Source organism: Methylomonas sp. Uni0011 (genome assembly GCF_056850255.1).
On record NZ_JBVVNO010000008.1, the window covers coordinates 44505 to 63975 of the forward strand.

Annotated in this window: 14 protein-coding genes and 3 tRNA genes; 16 read left to right on the forward strand and 1 reads right to left on the reverse strand. The window is 54.8% G+C overall.

Features of this window, described 5'->3' with window-relative positions; all coding sequences use genetic code 11:
- Positions 1–64: 64 nt before the first annotated feature.
- Genes dprA through topA form a run of 3 tightly spaced genes read left to right on the forward strand, consistent with a single transcriptional unit; the run spans position 65 to position 3918 of the window.
- Entirely contained in the window at positions 65–1111 is a 1047-nt protein-coding gene (gene dprA, locus AC0IM9_RS11585) for a DNA-processing protein DprA (RefSeq protein ID WP_482804152.1), read from the forward strand.
- An 8-nt stretch (positions 1112–1119) separates the two neighbouring features.
- The gene (locus AC0IM9_RS11590) at positions 1120–1587 is read left to right on the forward strand and encodes a Smg family protein (protein WP_140913138.1); all 468 of its coding nucleotides are present in this window, start codon (positions 1120–1122) and stop codon (positions 1585–1587) included.
- Between the two features lie 15 nt (positions 1588–1602).
- The gene (gene topA / locus AC0IM9_RS11595; protein WP_482804093.1) at positions 1603–3918 is read left to right on the forward strand and encodes a type I DNA topoisomerase; all 2316 of its coding nucleotides are present in this window, start codon (positions 1603–1605) and stop codon (positions 3916–3918) included.
- Here topA and AC0IM9_RS11600 read toward each other — a convergent pair.
- The gene (locus AC0IM9_RS11600; protein WP_482804094.1) at positions 3915–4400 is read right to left on the reverse strand and encodes a DUF192 domain-containing protein; all 486 of its coding nucleotides are present in this window, start codon (positions 4398–4400) and stop codon (positions 3915–3917) included. The two genes, topA and AC0IM9_RS11600, sit on opposite strands and share 4 nt — an antisense overlap.
- Before the next feature lie 90 nt (positions 4401–4490).
- Here AC0IM9_RS11600 and AC0IM9_RS11605 point away from each other — a divergent pair.
- The 13 genes from AC0IM9_RS11605 (at position 4491) to AC0IM9_RS11665 (ending at position 19443) form a co-directional block, all read left to right on the forward strand.
- Positions 4491–4574 (forward strand) — tRNA-Leu (locus AC0IM9_RS11605).
- Between the two features lie 108 nt (positions 4575–4682).
- Positions 4683–5975 carry a trigger factor gene (gene tig, locus AC0IM9_RS11610; RefSeq protein ID WP_482804095.1) on the forward strand — a complete coding sequence of 431 codons (1293 nt, stop codon included), beginning with the start codon at positions 4683–4685 and terminating at the stop codon, positions 5973–5975.
- Between the two features lie 48 nt (positions 5976–6023).
- Complete coding sequence (clpP, locus tag AC0IM9_RS11615) at positions 6024–6629, forward strand: ATP-dependent Clp endopeptidase proteolytic subunit ClpP (RefSeq protein ID WP_140913164.1); 606 nt, start codon at positions 6024–6026, stop codon at positions 6627–6629.
- A gap of 103 nt (positions 6630–6732) precedes the next feature.
- On the forward strand, positions 6733–8010 hold the full coding sequence (gene clpX / locus AC0IM9_RS11620) for an ATP-dependent Clp protease ATP-binding subunit ClpX (RefSeq protein WP_140913142.1): 1278 nt from the start codon (positions 6733–6735) through the stop codon (positions 8008–8010).
- Between the two features lie 157 nt (positions 8011–8167).
- Positions 8168–10576: an endopeptidase La gene (lon, locus tag AC0IM9_RS11625; protein WP_140913143.1), complete on the forward strand. Its 2409-nt coding sequence runs from the start codon at positions 8168–8170 to the stop codon at positions 10574–10576.
- A gap of 205 nt (positions 10577–10781) precedes the next feature.
- Positions 10782–11054, forward strand: a complete 273-nt coding sequence (gene hbs, locus AC0IM9_RS11630; protein ID WP_020482925.1) for a non-specific DNA-binding protein Hbs — start codon at positions 10782–10784, stop codon at positions 11052–11054.
- A gap of 13 nt (positions 11055–11067) precedes the next feature.
- Positions 11068–11143 (forward strand) — tRNA-Val (locus AC0IM9_RS11635).
- 6 nt (positions 11144–11149) lie between these two features.
- Positions 11150–11226, forward strand: a tRNA-Asp gene (locus AC0IM9_RS11640).
- A 97-nt stretch (positions 11227–11323) separates the two neighbouring features.
- Positions 11324–13192 carry a SurA N-terminal domain-containing protein gene (locus AC0IM9_RS11645; RefSeq protein WP_482804096.1) on the forward strand — a complete coding sequence of 623 codons (1869 nt, stop codon included), beginning with the start codon at positions 11324–11326 and terminating at the stop codon, positions 13190–13192.
- Positions 13193–13458: 266 nt separating this feature from the next.
- The gene (locus AC0IM9_RS11650; RefSeq protein ID WP_482804097.1) at positions 13459–15306 is read left to right on the forward strand and encodes a peptide-binding protein; all 1848 of its coding nucleotides are present in this window, start codon (positions 13459–13461) and stop codon (positions 15304–15306) included.
- 15 nt (positions 15307–15321) lie between these two features.
- Positions 15322–16395: an ABC transporter permease gene (locus tag AC0IM9_RS11655; RefSeq protein ID WP_482804098.1), complete on the forward strand. Its 1074-nt coding sequence runs from the start codon at positions 15322–15324 to the stop codon at positions 16393–16395.
- Positions 16388–17569, forward strand: coding sequence for an ABC transporter permease (locus AC0IM9_RS11660; protein ID WP_482804099.1), 1182 nt, complete (start codon positions 16388–16390; stop codon positions 17567–17569). Before AC0IM9_RS11655 ends, AC0IM9_RS11660 begins: the two co-directional genes overlap by 8 nt.
- Entirely contained in the window at positions 17566–19443 is a 1878-nt protein-coding gene (locus tag AC0IM9_RS11665; RefSeq protein ID WP_482804100.1) for an ABC transporter ATP-binding protein, read from the forward strand. Before AC0IM9_RS11660 ends, AC0IM9_RS11665 begins: the two co-directional genes overlap by 4 nt.
- Positions 19444–19471: the final 28 nt, after the last annotated feature.

The following is a 19471-nucleotide window of genomic DNA, read 5'->3' on the forward strand; positions in this document are numbered from 1 at the left end:
TCGGTTGACTGAATTGGACCTCGCGCGCGATTCCGAGCTGAAATACTGGTTGGCCTTGTTGCGCATGCCGGGCGTCGGCGGCGGAACGATTCAGCGCTTGCTGGAGCATTTTCAACCTGAAGCTATTTTTACTGCCTCCCGCGCCAGCCTTGGCGCTCTCGGAATCAGCGACAAGTTAATCTCCGTGTTGCAAGCGCCCGACTGGCAGGCCGTCGAAACGGATCTGGCTTGGCTGGCACAAACCGGTAACCATGCGTTTACGCTGCGGGATCCGGACTATCCTCCCCAATTGAAAGAAATCGACCGGCCGCCGCCGGTGCTGTTCGTCAAAGGCGATCCGGCCGTATTGGCCGAGCCGCAATTGGCGATCGTCGGCAGTCGCAATCCGTCTCCGGTCGGAGTCAGTACCGCTCTGCAATTTGCCGAAACGCTGGCGGCCGCCGGATTGGTCATCACCAGCGGTTTGGCGTTGGGCATCGATGCCGCCAGCCACCAAGGGGCTTTGAACGCCAACGGCCGTACCGTTGCCGTGGCCGGCACCGGGCTGGATCGGGTATATCCGGCCCGGCACAAGGACTTGGCCACGCAAATCGTCGAGCACGGCGCTTTGGTGTCCGAATTTCCGCCCGGCACCGGCGCCAAGGCCAGTCATTTCCCGCTCAGGAATCGCATCATCAGCGGCCTATGCCTGGGCTTGCTGGTGGTGGAGGCGGCGCAGCAGAGCGGGTCGCTGATCACGGCGCGGCTGGCCCTGGAGCAGAATCGGGAGGTGTTTGCGATTCCGGGTTCGATCCATAACCCGTTGGCACGCGGCTGCAATGCCCTGATTCGGCAAGGTGCGAAACTGGTGGAGACCGCCGAGGATATTTTTGAAGAATTAGGCCAATATAATCAACAAAGTATGCGAACCGAGCCGGAATCGGCGCAGACTGTGCTTGACCTGGAACAACAAAATCTATTGAATTTGATTCCGTATAGCCCCACAACGGTAGATGCTTTGGTGCACGCAGGTACTTGGACGGTAGAAGAGGTCTCCTCGATGTTGCTGGTGTTGGAGCTGCAGGGCTACGTGGCCGGTATCGCCGGCGGTAGCTACCTTCGAATCAAATAAAGGTTCTAATGAAAGAAGATATTTTTGATGTGCTGATATATCTGTTTGAAAACTATCTGGATGGCGACAGCGATAACTACCCCGATACTTCAATCATTGCCAGCGAATTGTTGGATGCCGGTTTTCAGCAGCCGGACGTCAATAAAGCCTTCGATTGGCTGGAGTCGCTCGCGGAAATGGACAGCATATCGCCGGCGATTTCGTCGTCTTTCCGGATTTTTAGCCAGCAGGAAAACGCTGTTTTCGATTTGGAATGCCGTGACTTTCTGATGTACTTGGAACACGCCGGCATTCTGACTCCGGGCAACCGCGAGATTGCCATCGACCGGGCGATGGCCTTGAAAGACGAAAATATCACCCTAGACAAATTGAAGTGGATCGTGTTGATGGTGCTATTGAGCCAACCCGGTGACAGTGCCGCTTTTTCCAGAATGGAAGACATCGTCTACGATTTGATACCTAGTTCTTTACACTGAGGCTTTTACGACTGTATGAGCAAAAGTTTAGTCATTGTAGAGTCGCCTGCGAAATGCAAAACCATCGAAAAATACCTGGGTAAAGATTTTCAGGTTCTCGCCTCCTACGGCCATGTTCGCGATTTGATACCCAAAGAAGGCGCAGTCGATCCGGAGAACGGCTTTGCGATGAAGTATCAGGTTATCGACCGCAACCAGCGCCATCTGCAGGAAATCGGTAAGGCCATTAAAGATGTGGATACGCTTTATTTGGCGACCGACCCGGATCGGGAAGGCGAGGCGATTTCCTGGCACGTGTTCGAGCATTTGAAGGAGAAAAAGCTCCTGAAGGACAAAGAGGTGCGGCGGGTGGTGTTTCACGAAATCACCAAGAAGGCTGTCACCGAAGCCATTGCACATCCGACCGAGTTATCCAACAGTCTGGTCAATGCCCAACAGGCGCGGCGGGCCTTGGATTATCTAGTGGGCTTCAATTTGTCGCCGTTGTTGTGGAAAAAAATCCGCCGCGGTTTGTCCGCCGGCCGAGTGCAAAGTCCGGCGTTGCGGATGATCGTCGAGCGCGAGATGGAGATCGAAGCGTTTAAGACCCGCGAATACTGGTCGCATACTGCCGAAGCCAATGCCCAGGGTCAGCCTTTCAAAGCCAAACTGACGCATTTCAACGGCGAAAAGCTCAACCAATTCAGCTTTACTGAAGAAGCGCAGGCCCATCAGGTCAAACAGGCTTTGTTGGCCGAAGCCGACGGCCAGCTGATCGTTGCCAAGCTGGAGAAGAAACAGCGCAACAGGAATCCGGCACCGCCGTTTATCACGTCGACCTTGCAACAGGAAGCGGCGCGGAAACTGGGGTTTACCACCAAGCGCACGATGATGGTTGCCCAGCAGTTGTACGAGGGCATTGATCTCGGTGGCGAAACCGTCGGTTTAATCTCTTATATGCGTACCGACTCGGTGAATCTGGCAGAAGAAGCTGTTGCCGATATTCGCGCTCTGATTGCCGAGAAATACGGTGCCGAGAACGTGCCGAAACAGCCGCGCGAATTTAAAACCAAGTCAAAAAACGCACAAGAAGCTCACGAGGCTATTCGGCCGACCTCGGTGCAACGTTTGCCGGAGCAGGTCAAAGGCCGGCTGACGGCTGAGCAGTACAAACTTTACGATTTAATCTGGAAGCGTACCGTAGCTTGTCAGATGATCCATGCCACTCTGAATCTTGTGGCCGTGGATTTGAACTGCGGTAGCGAAAAAAATGTGTTTCGCGCCACCGGTTCCACCGTGACCAATCCCGGCTTCATGATGGTTTATCTGGAAGGCGTCGACGACAGCAAAGAAGCGGCGGACGACCAGGAAAGTATTCTGCCGCCGATGGAGGAAGGGCGGCCGGTGAAGCTGCAGGAGATCGTCGCCACCCAGCATTTTACCGAGCCGCCGCCGCGTTATAGCGAGGCCAGTTTGGTCAAGGCTTTGGAAGAACACGGCATTGGCCGGCCTTCGACCTATGCGACCATCATTTCGACACTGCAAAATCGCGAATATGTGACGATAGAAAACAAGCGTTTCTATCCGACCGATGTCGGTCGCATCGTCAACAAATTCCTGACCGAGCATTTCACCAAGTACGTTGACTACGGTTTTACCGCTAATCTGGAGGACGAACTGGACGCGGTATCCCGCGGCGAAAAGGATTGGATTCCGTTGATGAACGATTTCTGGCGGCCGTTTACCCAGTTGATCAACGAGAAAGAAGAAAGCGTACAGCGCAAGGATGTCACGCAAGAAAGTATCGACGAAAAATGCCCGGAATGCGGCAGCGCCTTGTCGATCCGGTTGGGCCGGAACGGCCGTTTCATCGGTTGTACCAATTATCCGACTTGTTCTTACACCCGCAATCTCGGCGAAGACAATGCGGTGGCGGCTAACGAGCCGGAAGTGGTCGAAGGTCGCGTCTGCCCGAAGTGCGAGTCGGCGTTGGTGATCAAGACCGGGCGTTACGGCAAGTTTGTCGGTTGCAGCGCTTATCCGAAATGCAAGCACATCGAACCGCTGGAAAAGCCTCAGGATACCGGGGTCGAATGCCCGCAGTGCAAAAAAGGCGCGATTTTGAAGCGCAAGGCACGCAGCGGTAAGATTTTCTACTCCTGTTCGGAATACCCAAAATGCGATTATGCGTTATGGGATGCGCCGATCAAGGAAGAATGTCCGGATTGTCATTGGCCGATTCTGACCTTGAAAACCACGAAGCGCCGGGGCACCGAAAAAGTCTGCCCGCAGAAGGAATGCAAATACGCAACGCCGTATGAAGGCGATGCCGAGGATGTCAATGGGCCTTAATTCCTGTCGGCAGTGGCTAGGCCCTCGGGCAAGACCAATTTCTGGCCGATGTCGATTGCGTGCCGGTCGATAGAGCCGGCCGGCAATTCCAGCATGTACTGCGCCGGAATCTGCGAGTCGTAGATCCGGCAAGGGTCGATTCTGCAGGGAGGCAGGTTTTTCAGGACGGCGGCGATCCTGGCGTCTGCGGAGACGAATAGCACGTCGAGCGCGATCATCGTATTTTTCATCCACATGCTGCGCGGGCGTTGATCCGCATAAACGAATAGCATGCCTTGGTCCGGGCCGAGCTCGCGGCGGAACATCAAACCCAATTCCCGTTGCTCGGCGCTATTGGCGATAGCCACGTAGACCGGATGTTGTTGATTCTCAAAAACCACTTTGTGGGCGAATGGGATTTGTCCGTCCGCCAGTGCCGGCTTTGCGCCCGCCGTAAGGGCTAATGCCAAAGCGGAGATTGCGCCGCGCAGTCGAATATTCATGCTGGAAGTGGCGTATTGCCTCATAGAAAAAAGGTAACCGAAGTTGTTTTTGCCGGGTCGGCTGATTATAATGCCGCGTTCTTTTGTTTTGCGAGCGTGGCGAAATTGGTAGACGCGCTGGATTTAGGTTCCAGTGGTAACCCCGTGAGAGTTCGAGTCTCTCCGCTCGCACCATACCCGCTTAATGCGTCACTTTACGACCGTAAAGCTCCCCGGATTTGAACATCGTCGACGATTCTCCCGAATCATAAATTCCTATTTTTTAGTTATCGAGGTAAAGCAATGCAAGTTTCTGTCGAGAAGACATCAGAATTAAGCCGGAAAATGACTGTCAGCATTCCAGACGCCGTAGTTCAGGAAAAAATGGAAACTCGCTTCAAAACACTGGCGCGCACCGTCAAAGTCGATGGATTCCGCCCGGGTAAAGTGCCTGCGAGTATGGTGAAAAAACTTTATGGCGATCGGGTCAGAAACGAAGTCACCGGCGACTTGATTCAGTCGACTTACTTTGAAGCTTTGCAACAGCAGGATTTGAATCCGGCTGGTCATCCTCATATCCATCCCAGCGAGAAAACCGAGGGATTCGAATACGTCGCCGAGTTTGAAGTGTATCCGGAAATCGCGTTGGACGGCATCGACAACTTGCAAATCGAACGGCCTAATGCGAGCGTCGAAGAAAGCGATGTCGATAACATGGTCGAAAAGTTGCGGCAACAGAAGAAAACCTGGAACGGCGTCGAACGCGCATCGCAAGAAGGCGACAGAGTTTCGATCCATTTTTCCGGTGTTTGCGAAGGCGAAAACTTCACCGACGGCAAGGTCGAAAACTATCAGGTCGAGATCGGCGGCAAGCAGATGATCCCCGGTTTCGAAGACGAGCTGAAAGGCCTGAACGTCGGCGAAAGCAAAACATTTGCTGTGACTTTTCCGGAAAAATACAACAGTGAAAAGCTGGCCGGCAAACCGGCTGAGTTCGAAGTCGAATTGGTTAAAGTCGAGGAGCCTGTGTTGCCCGAAGTCGATGCCGACTTCATCAAAGCCTACGGCGTCGAAGACGGCGATGCGGTAACCTTCCGCGCCGATGTGCGCGCCAACATGGAGCGGGAGTTGGCGCAAGGCTTGAAAAACAAATTGAAAACCGCCGTGATGGATGCGTTGTTCGAGTACATTTCGGTGTCGATCCCCAATGCATTGATCGACCAGGAAATTCAAGCCCTGATGAAGCCTTACGCGGAACGGGCCAAGAACATGCGTTTGAAATTGGAAGACCTGAATCTGCCGCGGGATATGTTCGAAGAGCAAGCCAAGCGCCGCGTGGCCTTGGGCTTGATTTTGGGCGAAGTGATTCATAAAAACGAATTGAAGGTTGATGCCGACAAAGTTCGTTCGGTTATCGAAGACATGGCGAAGAGTTATGAGCGCCCTGAAGACGTCGTGAACTGGTATTATGCAGACAAGTCTCGGCTGAACGACGTGCAACAAATGGTTCTCGAGGATCAGGCTGTGGCATGGATCGTAAGTCAGGCTAAAGTCGCCGACGTGACCGTCGGTTTTGATCAGGTAATGGAACGATAGTGACAATGAGGGCTTAACGTGTTTAACCAAAATGTGATTAGCGAAATGATGGCGCCGCAAGCGGCGGGCGGTCTAGTGCCGATAGTGGTTGAACAAACAGCCCGTGGGGAAAGATCGTTTGATATATACTCCCGCTTACTGAAGGAGCGGGTCATTTTTCTGGTGGGCAAGGTTGAGGATTACATGGCCAATCTGGTTGTGGCCCAGCTACTGTTCCTGGAATCGGAAAACCCGGATAAGGATATTCACCTGTACATCAATTCGCCGGGCGGTTCGGTAACTGCGGGTATGGCGATCTACGACACGATGCAGTTTATCAAGCCGGACGTCAGCACCATGTGCATCGGCCAGGCGGCCAGTATGGGAGCGTTGTTGTTGGCGGGCGGTGCGGCCGGTAAGCGTTATTGCTTGCCGCATTCCCGGGTCATGATTCATCAGCCTTTGGGTGGTTTCCAGGGACAGGCCTCGGATATCGACATCCATGCAAGAGAAATCCTGCAGATTCGGGATCGGTTGAACAAGGTGTTGGCGCACCACACCGGCCAGTCCTTGCAGAAGATCGAACAGGATACCGATAGGGATAATTTTCTGAGTGCGGAACAGGCCGTGGATTATGGTTTGATCGATAAGGTGTTGACCAGTCGTAGCGGTTAACAGCAACGCACCCCGGTTGCCGCGATGTGCGGGGGAGTTTACTATTGGTTTTTGAAGTATTTCATCTCTGTGATGAAGCGAAGTGAAACGGTGGAGTCTGTCTATGAGTAGAGACAAGAAAGGTAAAGACGACGAAAAACTTCTTTACTGTTCTTTTTGCGGTAAAAGCCAAAATGAAGTGCGGAAACTGATTGCCGGGCCATCCGTTTATGTTTGCGACGAGTGTGTCGAACTTTGTAACGACATCATCAGGGATGAATTGCTCGAAGACGAAATGGCGGTATCCGGCGGTGCGTTACCTAAGCCCAAAGAAATCAAAGCTGAATTGGATAATTACGTAATCGGCCAGGAAAACGCCAAGAAAATTTTGGCAGTGGCCGTTTACAATCATTACAAACGCCTGCGTAGCAACAGCAAGAAAAGCGATGTCGAGTTGGCGAAAAGTAATATTCTGTTGATAGGTCCGACCGGTTCCGGTAAGACCCTGCTCGCGGAAACGCTGGCCAGATTGTTGGATGTACCGTTTACGATCGCAGACGCAACGACTTTGACCGAAGCCGGATATGTTGGCGAAGACGTTGAAAACATCATCCTGAAGATCCTGCAAAAGTGCGACTACGACGTAGAGAAGGCCGAGACCGGCATCGTCTACATCGATGAGATCGACAAAATTTCCCGTAAAGCCGATAACCCGTCGATTACGCGGGATGTGTCCGGCGAAGGGGTGCAACAGGCGCTGCTGAAGCTGATCGAAGGCACGGTAGCTTCGGTGCCGCCGCAAGGCGGACGGAAGCATCCGCAGCAGGATTTTCTGCAAGTCAACACGGCGAACATTCTGTTTATCGTCGGTGGCGCTTTTGCCGGCCTAGATAAAGTCATCAAAAACCGTACCGAAAAAGGCGGTATCGGTTTTGCCGCCGAAGTCAAAACCAAGGATGACAGTCGAAATGTCGGTGAGATTTTTGCCGACGTGCGTTCAGAGGATTTGATTAAATACGGTTTGATTCCGGAGTTCGTCGGCCGTTTGCCGGTGATTGCGACTTTGGACGAGTTGGACGAAGCGGCGTTGATTCAAATCCTGACGCAGCCGAAAAATGCGTTAATCAAGCAGTACAAGCATCTGTTCGAAATGGAAGGTGCCGAACTGGAATTCAGAGACGATTCATTGGCGGCGATTGCCCGCAAGTCGATGGAACGAAAGACTGGTGCCCGCGGCCTGCGTACTATCGTCGAAAATGTTTTGCTGGATACGATGTACGAATTGCCGTCCAACGACAAAATTTCGAAAGTCGTGATCGACGAAAGCGTGATATCGGGTAATTCCGAACCGATTTTGGTTTACGAAACCGAGCCGAAAATGGCCGTTTCCGACGCTTCTTAGTCTGAAACATCCGGCTTTGCTTGAGCCGAAACAAAATCCGGGAGTTTGGCTGATACCAAACTCCTTTTTTTTGCGCTGAATTTAAGATACTTGTTTTCTCCAGGATCGTCCTCATATAGGATTGGGTGTGTATTGACGTGCTCCGGGAGCAATTGAAATGACCGATTTGAAAAACCAAGACGAACTGATTCCAGTCCTGCCTTTACGGGACGTGGTGGTTTACCCGCACATGGTAATCCCGTTGTTTGTCGGCCGAGGCATGTCTATCGACGCACTCGATGCCGCTATCAAGCAAGATAAGCAGGTGCTGCTGGTAGCCCAGAAACAAGCCGATGTCGACGAACCGGGATTCGACGATCTGTATAAGGTCGGAACGTTGGCCAATATCCTGCAATTACTGAAATTGCCGGATGGCACCGTGAAAGTGCTGGTGGAGGGTAGCCAACGCTGTTCGGTGATCCAATACTGCGAAGTCGACAGTTATTGCGCTGCCAGCGTCATCGAGTTAGCGGACGAAATGAATATTTCCGAGCAGGAGGCGGAAGTGCTGCAACGCACCGCGATTAACTCCTTCGATCAATACGTGAAGCTGAATAACAAAATTCCGCCCGAAGTCTTGAATTCTTTGTCCGGCATTGACGATCCCAGCCGTCTGGCCGATACGATGGCGGCGCATATGGCGCTGAAGGTCGAGGAAAAACAAGAGATGCTGGAAATGGTCGACGTGGCCAAGCGTCTGGAAAACCTGATGACGCTGATGGAAGGCGAAGTCGATATTCTGGAAATGGAGAAGAAGATTCGCGGCCGCGTCAAAAAACAGATGGAAAAGAACCAGCGCGAATACTACCTGAATGAGCAAATGAAGGCGATTCAGAAAGAGTTGGGCGAAATGGATGAGGCCGGCAACGAAATCGAAGAGCTGGAAAAGAAAATCGCCGCTGCGGGTATGAGTGCCGAAGCGAAAACCAAGGCAACCGCCGAGCTGAACAAATTGAAGATGATGTCGCCGATGTCCGCGGAAGCTACAGTGGTTCGGAATTATATCGACTGGATGGTTAACGTGCCTTGGAAGAAAAAAACCAAGGTTCGCCACGATTTGAAAGTGGCCGAAGAGGTATTGGAAGCCGAACATTTCGGTCTGGAAAAAGTCAAGGAACGCATTCTCGAATACCTCGCGGTTCAACAACGGGTCAAAGCGTTGAAAGGGCCGATTTTGTGCTTGGTCGGGCCTCCGGGGGTTGGTAAAACCTCGTTGGGACAATCGATTGCCCGTGCTACCAATCGTAAATACGTGCGCATGGCCCTGGGCGGCGTCCGAGACGAGGCGGAGATTCGCGGTCATCGCCGGACCTACATCGGTTCGATGCCGGGGAAGATTCTGCAGAATCTGGCGAAGATCAAAACCCGCAATCCGATGTTCCTGCTCGATGAAATCGACAAAATGGCGGCGGATTTTCGCGGCGACCCGGCATCGGCGTTGTTGGAGGTGCTGGACCCCGAGCAGAACCACACGTTTTCCGACCACTACCTGGAGGTCGATTTCGATTTGTCCGACGTGATGTTCGTTGCTACCGCCAACACAATGAATATTCCGCCAGCCTTGCTGGACAGAATGGAAATCATTCGCTTGGCCGGGTACACCGAAGACGAGAAAATCAATATCGCGACCCGGTTCTTGATTCCGAAGCAGATCAAGAGTAACGGCTTGATCGAGTCGGAAATCCATATCTCGGAAGGCGCGGTCAAAGATATTGTGCGTTACTACACTCGGGAAGCCGGGGTGCGCGGCCTGGAGCGGGAAATATCGAAGATTTGCCGTAAAGTAGTTAAGGATTTGTTACTCAAAGCGAAAAAGTCGCGGACCTCCATTACCGAAAAGAACTTGGACAAGTACCTTGGTGTGCGCCGGTTCAGCTACGGCATGGCCGAGGATAGCGACCAAATCGGCCAAGTAACCGGTCTGGCTTGGACCGAAGTCGGCGGCGAACTGCTGACGATAGAGACCGCAGTCATGCCTGGTAAGGGTAAGCAATTGGCTACCGGCAAGCTTGGCGATGTGATGAAGGAGTCTATCGAAGCCGCCGTAACGGTTGCGCGCAGTCGGGCCGGTATATTAGGTATCGACAGCGAAGTGTTCCAGAAGAGCGACATTCACATCCACGTTCCGGAAGGAGCGACGCCGAAAGACGGACCGAGCGCCGGTATTGGTATGTGCACCGCGATTATCTCGGCGCTGACCAAGATTCCTGTGCGGGCCGACGTGGCGATGACCGGCGAGATTACCCTGCGCGGGGAGGTTTTGCCCATCGGTGGTTTGAAGGAAAAACTGCTTGCCGCACACCGAGGCGGCATCGCTACCGTGGTCATTCCTGCCGAAAACGAAAAAGACTTGGCTGAGATTCCGGAAAACATCAAACGCAATCTGGCGATCAAGTGCGTACGTTGGATCGACGAAGTTTTGGAATTGGCCTTACAACGTATGCCAACCCCTCTTTCTCCGGCTGAATTGGCCGATGCGACTAGCGCAAAGGTCGAGGTAAAACAGTCCGGGGTAGTGGCACATTAAGCATGGGTTAAAATCCTTGGAAACCGCAAAAATCGTGGTTTCCAAGGCTCCTAACGCTTGACACCGATCGCAGCCCGTTGATATAAATGTCGGCCTCTCGCAGAGGAGAGGCCGTATTCGGGTTGGTGGAATAACCGGTGGGCGGGCAAAACACGTGTTTGTTTGCCGAGCATAATTAATACAACGACATCCTAAGGGGAAATAAATGAATAAATCGGAACTTATTGACGCTATTGCCAGTGCGTCACAGTTGACAAAAGCCGATGCTGGTCGGGCTCTGGATGGTTTTATCAAAGCCGTTGAAGACGCATTGAAACAAGGCGATTCCGTTGCCCTGGTTGGTTTCGGTACTTTCGATGTTAAAGAAAGAGCGGAACGTAAAGGCCGCAACCCGCAAACCGGCGAAGAGATCACCATTAAAGCCGCAAAAATTCCTTCATTTAAAGCTGGCAAATCTTTAAAAGATGCTGTAAACTAGTCGCTCTTTAGTCGGGTGCTTAGCTCAGCTGGGAGAGCATCGCCCTTACAAGGCGAGGGTCGGGGGTTCGAACCCCTCAGCACCCACCAGACTTTGGAGCGGTAGTTCAGTTGGTTAGAATACCGGCCTGTCACGCCGGGGGTCGCGGGTTCGAGCCCCGTCCGCTCCGCCAAAACAGAAACCTCGGGCCGTACGGTCCGAGGTTTTTTTTTGCGTGTAATTTTATCGCCTTTAGCGATCGGGTTTAATTCTGTTTAAGGAAAGCGTTTATGCTTTTAGAAATAAGAGAAAAGGTGCATGGAGTTTTTGCATCGATCATATTGATATTTATTTGCGTGCTGTTCGGTTTGTGGGGCATTCAAAATTATCTCGGCGGCGGCAAAGAAGCGCCGGTAGTGACGGTGGAAGGCAAGGAGTTTTTCCAGCGCGACGTCAATCAGGCCTACCAGCAATATGCCCAAAACTTGGCGGGCATGAAATTCGATGAAGAAACGCTGAAAAAGCAAGCTCTGGAAAAGCTGGTGCGCGACGAAGTATTGCTGCAGTACGTGCAGAATGAAAACCTGATCGTCAGCGACGACACTGCCAGGGATTTCATTCAATCGCTGGAGTATTTCCAAAAAGACGGCAAGTTCGACAAAACCCAATACCAAACGCTGTTGGGCTCGCAGGGGATGTCATCCGCTGAGTTCGTCAATCGCATCAAGAAAGCCTTGGTTATGGAACAGTTCCAGCGCGCCATCATCGATAGCAGTTTCGCGACACCTGCCGAAATCGCCGGTTTCTTCAAAATCCAAAACCAAACCCGCGATATTGAATATGTGACGGTCCCGTTGGTTCAGGTCACGCAACAGCCTGGCGACGACGAACTTACCGCTTATTACCAGCAGCATCAGGACGATTACCGTACCGACGAACAGGTTTCGGTCGAGTATGTCGAACTCTCGGTGGATAAACTGGCATCCGGTATTGCGGCCGACGACGAACAGCTGAAGGCCTATTACGAAGACCAAAAAGCGCAATTCACGACCCAGGAGCGTCGCAAAATCAGCCATATCCTGTTTGCTTTCGGTAAAGACAAAGATGCGGACGCTCAAGCGCTGCAAAGAGCCGTAAAAGCCAAGCAGGATTTGCAAACCAAGGATTTTGCCGGATTGGCGGCCGAAGTGTCGGACGACAAATTGACGGCGAAAAACGGCGGCGATTTGGGTCTGTTCAACGTCGGCGTAATGGAAAAGGCCTTCGAGGACGCGGCCAGCAAGCTGAAGCTGGGCGAAATATCCGAGCCGGTGCGTTCCGCTTTCGGTTACCACCTGATCAAAGTGACCGAACTGGCTCCGGGCGAAACCAAGCCCTACGAAGCGGTCAAAGCCGAAGTCGCCAAGGCCTATCAAAAGAGCCAAGCCGAAACCAAATTCAATACCTTGGCAGAGAAGTTGGCCGAAGTCAGCTACGAGAATCCGGACAGTCTGGCGGCTGCAGCCGATTTATTGGGCGGCTCGGTACAAAAAACGGCTGAGTTTACCCGGGCAAACGGCGAAGGCATCGCCGCCGAAGAAAAGGTTCGTGCCGCCGCATTCTCTGAAGATGTGTTGAAGGGCGGCAACAGCGAGCCGATCGAAGTCGGTGGCGATAAGCTGGTGGTATTGCGCGTAGCCTCGCACCAGCCGGCAGCAGTTAAGGAATTGAAAGATGTCAAAAAAGAGCTGATTGCCGCTATTCAACGCGACAAGGCCAGTCAGCAAGCCGTTGCGGTGGCGGATCAGGTCAAACAGGATCTGGCGTCGGGAAAAACGCTGGCCCAGGCGGCCGAAGCCAGAAAATTGGTTTCGAAAAAACTGGACGGTTTGGCGCGTAACGCCACTCAGTTACCTGCGCCGGTCGTCCAGGAAATATTCAAAGCCGCCAAGCCGCATGCCGGTCAACCGAGTATTGCCGTGCTGGATAATGCCGACGGCGGAAAATTGGTGCTGGTCATTCACAAAGTCAACGAAGGCGTAATGTCCGAGGCCGACAAAAACAAGCAAGCTGCGATCTCGAAAAACATCGCCGCGGCTTTCGGTAAGGCGCAACTCGAAGCAGTGTTGAACGCGTTGCAAGCTAAAGCCGAAATTGTGGTTCGGCCGGAAAAACAATAATTTTTTGCAGTCGAGACTTGAAAAGGGAGCGTAAAGCTCCCTTTTTTGTAACCGCGATTTGACGCACGCCTGACTAGCGGCCCCGATTCCTGCGCAATCGGTAAAACGGAGGCTTGGAAGCACGAGCGATTTTGCAAATCGCCGGCCTGAAGGTAAAGTACAGCAGCTTTTGCGGCAGTTTCTGGAAATTGATACCGGTTGCCGTTGTGGTCAGCGTCAATATAAACTCCGCTTCCTTCGCCTCGAAACTTTCGGACAGATTTACCATGGAAAAACCATTCGCTTCTCGGGATTGGACGCTTAACGGCTTGGTTTGCTTGGCGCTCGTTTTGATCGTATTGACGATGTACCAGATAGACCGGCAATGGCTGAAGCTTAGCGAAATGCAGGCCGCATTGGCCGAACAAGCCCAGGCCATGCGCGAGTTGCGCACTCTAGCAGCTAGCGGTACCTTGACAGGGCAGACGCAAACCGCACAATCCGGCGGCATTGCCCCGGCCTTTCAACGAGCGTATGCCGCAACCAAACTGCCCGATTATGCCGCAGGCGACTGGAGCGTCGAAGCCTTCGGCACTAACCTGAAAACCATTACGCCGCTGGTATCGACCGATGCCTACGCCTCGAATGTACAAAGCTACGTCCAGGAAAGCCTGATTACCCGCAACCCGGATACGCTGGCCTGGGAAGGTTTGATCGCCAAAAGCTGGACGGTCAGCGAAGATGGTCTGACCATCGCTTTCGAGTTGCGCGACGACGTCACTTTCTCCGACGGCCAGCCGCTGACAGCCGACGATGTGGTATTCAGCTTCAATTTCATCATGACCGAGGCGATCCAGGCGCCGCGCGAGCGTGCCTATTTGCAGAAGATTCAGTCGGTCAAGGCCGAAGGCAAATACCGGGTGGTGTTCACCTATAAGGAACCGTATTTCGAAGCCCTGTCCCTGGCCGGCGGCATGAATATTCTGCCCAAGCATTTTTACGAACCCTACCTGAAAGAGCCGCAAAAATTCAACGAGTCCAAAGGCCTGCTGCTCGGTAGCGGCCCCTATAAACTGGCCGATCCGAAAAGCTGGACCCCGGACCAAGGCAATGTCGAGCTGGTCCGTAACGAGCGCTACTGGGGTGACGTGCAGCCGGCCTACAACCGCATCTTGTGGAAAATCATCCAAAACGACAGCGCCCGCCTGACCACCTACCGCAACGGCGATATCGACTCCTACTCGGCGCGAGCCTCGGAGTACAAGCAACTGCAAAACGACTCCCAGATTCAAGCCAAGAGCCAAAGCTTCGAATACATGCCGCCGGTAGTCGGATATAGCTACATCGGCTGGAACCAGATGCGCGGCGGCAAACCGACCCGCTTTGCCGACAAGCGCGTGCGCCAGGCCATGAGCTATCTGACCGACACCGGCCGCATCATCAAGGATGTGTTTCTGGGCTATGCCGAGCCGGCGGTCAGCCCGTTCGGCAACGCCAGCAAGCAGCACGACAGCGCCTTGCAGCCGTATCAAGCCAATCTCGATAAAGCCAAGGCCTTGCTGAAAGAAGCCGGCTACGAGGACCGCAACCAGGACGGCGTGTTGGAAGACAAAACAGGTCAGCCCTTCGAGTTCAAACTGACTTACTTTCAGGCCAACGAAGACACCAGCCGCATGGTGTTGCTATTGAAAGATCTGTATGCCAAAGCCGGCGTCAAACTGGTGCCGTTCCCGCAGGAATGGCCGGTGATGCTGGAGAACCTGGATAAAAAAGACTTCGACGCCATCACCCTGGGCTGGACCAGCAGCATCGAAACCGATCTGTACCAAGCCTTCCATAGCTCCCAGGCGATCAGCAAGGGCGACAATTTCATCGGCTACCAAAATCCGGAACTGGACAAATTGATCGACGCCGCCCGCCGTACCGTCGACGAAGGCAAACGCATGCCGCTGTGGCAGCAGGCCGAACGCATCCTCTACGAAGACCAGCCCTATACCTTCCTGATGCGCCGCAAAAGTCTGTTGTTCGTCGACAAGCGTATTCACAATCTACAAATGACCAAACTGGGCTTGAACCTGGGTTCGCTGCCGCTGGAAAACTACGTGCCGCTGGCCCAGCAAAAATACACCCAATAAGCCGGAGGACGCCGGATGCTGACTTATCTTATACGGCGCCTGTTGCTGATGGTGCCGACCTTACTCGGCATCACCGTCGTCGTGTTCACCGTGATGGCCGCGTCGCCGGGCGGCATCAGCGCCCAGACCCTGGTCGGCGGCATGGACATGAAACCGCAGGAAAAGCAGGCCCTGCTGGACTATTACAACAAGCGCTACGGCCTGGACCAGCCGGCGCCGCTGCAATACCTGCGCTGGCTGAACAATGTTTCGCCGATCGGTTTCGTCAGCGACGAACAAGGCCACCAGTCGTTCTCGCTGAGCAAAGGCATGGATCTTGGCACCAGCTTTCAATACGGCCGGCCGGTCGCCGACATTCTCGCCGAGCGCATCCCGATTACCTTGCTGCTCAATCTGGTGACGATACCGTTCACCTACGCGCTGGCGATCTGGATCGGCATGAAATCGGCGACCGAACGCGGCGGCGCCTTCGATGTCGGTTCCAGCTTGGCGATGCTGGGTTTGTGGTCGATCCCGACCATGCTGGCCGGCGTCCTGCTGCTGGGTTTCTTTGCCAACGTCCAATATTTTCAATGGTTTCCCACCGCCGGTCTTAGCGACCGTGAAGCCTTGGATATGCCGTTTCTGCCGCATTGGGACGACAGCGGCTTCGTGCGCGGCTTTTTGCTGGACCGCATCTGGCATCTGATATTGCCGGTGATTTGTCTGTCCTACGGCGGCTTTGCCGCGCTGGCCAAGCTGACCCGCACCTCGATCCTGGAAAACCTGCACGCCGACTACGCCCGCACCGCCCGCGCCAAGGGCCTGGCCGAAAACGACGTGCTGTGGAAGCACGTGTTCCGCAACAGCTTGCTGCCGTTGATTACCGTCTCGGCCGGCTTGCTGCCGAGTTTGCTGGCCGGCTCGTTGATCGTCGAGAATATTTTCAGCATCAACGGCATGGGCCAACTGGCGGTCGAAGCGGTGAAGGGCAGAGACCGCGAGCTGGTGTTGTCGATCACCTGGATCAGCGGCTTTTTGACCCTGATCGGCTATCTGATCGCCGACTTCTGCTACACGCTGGCCGACCCGCGGGTGAGTTATGACTAAGCCCATTATCAGCCGGCAATCCTTCGCCGCCCGCATCTGGCGGCGCACGCTGGACGGCGTCGGCGTCAAATTCGGCTTGGCCTGGGTTGGCGTGTTGGTGTTCTTTGCGGTGTTCGCGCCATTTTTGGCCAACTCGATGCCGTTATTGATGAGCAAAAACGGCGAGATTTCGGCGCCGGTGTTGCGCTATCTATCGATCGAGGACGCCTGGATTCTGGCGGGGTTTTTCATCGCGTTGGCGGTGTCGCGGTTGCCGTTGGCAGGCGGCACCAAGTTTTTCCTGTTTCTGGCCGGCACCGGGCTGGCTGCCTTGATTGCCAACCTGACCGTGCAACCGCCAGCCTTGGTGATTTACGACGATTTTCGCGGCCCGGAATACAGCCAGGTCGATTGGAAAATCATGCCGCCGATTCCCTATGCACCCGGCGATTACCTGCGCGACCTCGGTAGCAAGGGTCTGGAAGCGCCGTTCGCCAGCGCGGGCCACGTCCATTGGCTGGGCACCGAAGAAAACGGCGCCGACGTGTTGAGCCGGATGATCCACGCCAGCCGCATCGCTCTCAGCATCGGTTTCATCGCCACCGGCATCGCCTTGGCGATCGGCATCGTCGTCGGCGGGTTGATGGGCTATTTTTCCGGTGTGGTCGATATGCTCGGCATGCGCCTGGTGGAAATCTTCGAGGATATCCCCACGCTATTTCTACTGCTGACCTTCGTCGCCTTCTTCGGCCGCAGCCTGTACATGATGATGGTGATCATCGGCGTCACCGGCTGGTCTGGCTACGCCCGTTACGTGCGTACCGAATTTCTGAAACTGCGCAAGCAGGACTACGTGCAGGCGGCCATCGCCAGCGGCCTGCCGCTGCCGTCGATCCTGTTCCGCCACATGTTACCCAACGGTGTCGCGCCACTGCTGGTCGCGGTCAGCTTCGGCGTCGCCGGGGCGATTTTGTCGGAAGCCACCTTGAGTTTTCTCGGTCTCGGCGTGGTCGATGCGCCGTCGTGGGGAGCGATGTTGGACCAGGCGGTCAAGTCCTCGACCTTCAACTGGTGGATGGCGGTGTTTCCGGGCGGGGCGATTTTCATGACGGTGTTCGCCTACAACCTGATCGGTGAGGCGTTCAGGGACGCGATCGATCCGAAATTGTCGCGCCGCAACGGAGGCGAGTCGTGAGCGCGCCGTTATTGCAAGTCAAAAACCTGCGCACTTATCTGCACACCGGCGCCGAGCCGGTCAAAGCGGTCGAGGACGTCAGTTTTGAAATCCCGCAAGGCGAAACCTTTTGTCTGGTCGGCGAATCCGGCAGTGGCAAGTCGATCAGCGCCTTGTCGGTGATCCGCTTGTTGCCGGACGGTATCGCCAATCATCCCAGCGGCCAGATTCTGTTCGAGGGCCGCGACCTGCTGACCTTGCCCGATGCCGATGTCCGCCAAGTGCGCGGCGCGCAGATCGCGATGATCTTCCAGGAACCGATGACTTCACTGAACCCGGTGTTGACAGTCGGCGAGCAAATCATCGAAGCGCTGCAACTGCATTACCCGGACATGAATCCGGACGAGGCCGAGCAACGCGCGGTCGCAGCCCTGACTCAGGTACAGATACCCAATCCCGGCTCGCGCTTTCGCGATTACCCGCACCAACTGTCCGGCGGCCAGCGCCAGCGAGTGATGATCGCGATGGCCTTGGCTTGCCAACCCAAGCTACTGATCGCCGACGAACCCACCACCGCGCTGGACGTCACCGTGCAGGCCGAGATTCTAAGGCTGATGCGGCAGCTGCAAGACGACACCGGCATGAGCATGCTGTTCATCACTCACGACTTCGGCGTGGTCGCGCAAATGGCGCACTGGGTCGGCGTGATGCAATACGGCCGCTTGGTCGAAGCCGGCCGCTGCCGCGACGTGCTCGGGAATCCGCAGCATCCCTACACGCAAAAACTGTTGGCTTCGGTGCCGGAGAATCTGGTCAAGCCCGATGTCTCCGCATCCCCAAAAACCGTTCGCGCTGAGCCCGTCGAAGCGCCACCGCAGCTCGCAGAAGAAACACAACCACCTCTCTCCGCTCTCGCTGAGAAAGATCGAAAATCGCTTTCCGTTCTGGAACGGGCCGGTCTGAAGCTGCAAGCGGCATCGGCTACCGGAGTTGATGTTATTCCGGTCGAGGCACAGGCAGCCGCTACGCGCGTTGAACCCACTGCGAATCTGCAACCAGCCGAGCCTGCAATTGGAACAAAACCGCAAGCCGCTACCGAAAGCGACGCGCTAATCCAGATCCGCAACCTGAAAGTCTGGTTCCCGGTGCGCAAAGGCTTGTTGCGCCGCGTGGTCGATCACATCAAAGCCGTCGATGACGTGTCGCTGGACATTCCGCGCGGCGAAATCGTCGCCCTGGTCGGCGAATCCGGTTGCGGCAAAACCACGTTGGGCCGTGCCGTGCTGCAACTGGAGCCGCCGACCGAGGGCAGCATCAAGATAGCCGGCCGGGAGCTGGTCGGCTTGTCCGCCAAAGAACTGCGGCCGTTGCGTCGGCAGATGCAGATCGCCTTCCAAGACCCGCAATCGTCGTTGAATCCGCGATTATTGATCGAAACCACCTTGACCGAACCGATGCAGGTGCACGGCATTGGCGCCAGCCGCGACGAGCGCATCGCCTTGGCCGAACAACTGCTGGACGATATGCAACTCGGTCGCGAGGCGCTTTGGCGCTATCCGCACGAATTCTCCGGCGGCCAGCGCCAACGTATCGGCCTGGCCCGCGCCTTGGCGCTGAATCCGGAATTCATCGTCTGCGACGAAATCACCAGCGCGCTGGACGTGTCGGTGCAGGCGGAAATCCTGCAATTGTTGCTGGACATCCGCCGCCGGCGCAATCTGACTTTGCTGTTTATCACCCATAACATTGGCGTGGTCGAGTATTTGAGCGACAGGACGGTGGTGATGTATCGGGGGAAGGTGGTGGAGCAGGGGGCGACGGCGAAGGTTTGCGGGGCGCCGGAGCATCCGTATACTCAAAAGTTGTTGGGGGCGGTGCCGAAGTTGGTGGTTTAGGGAATTGTTGGGATGATATACCGAAACT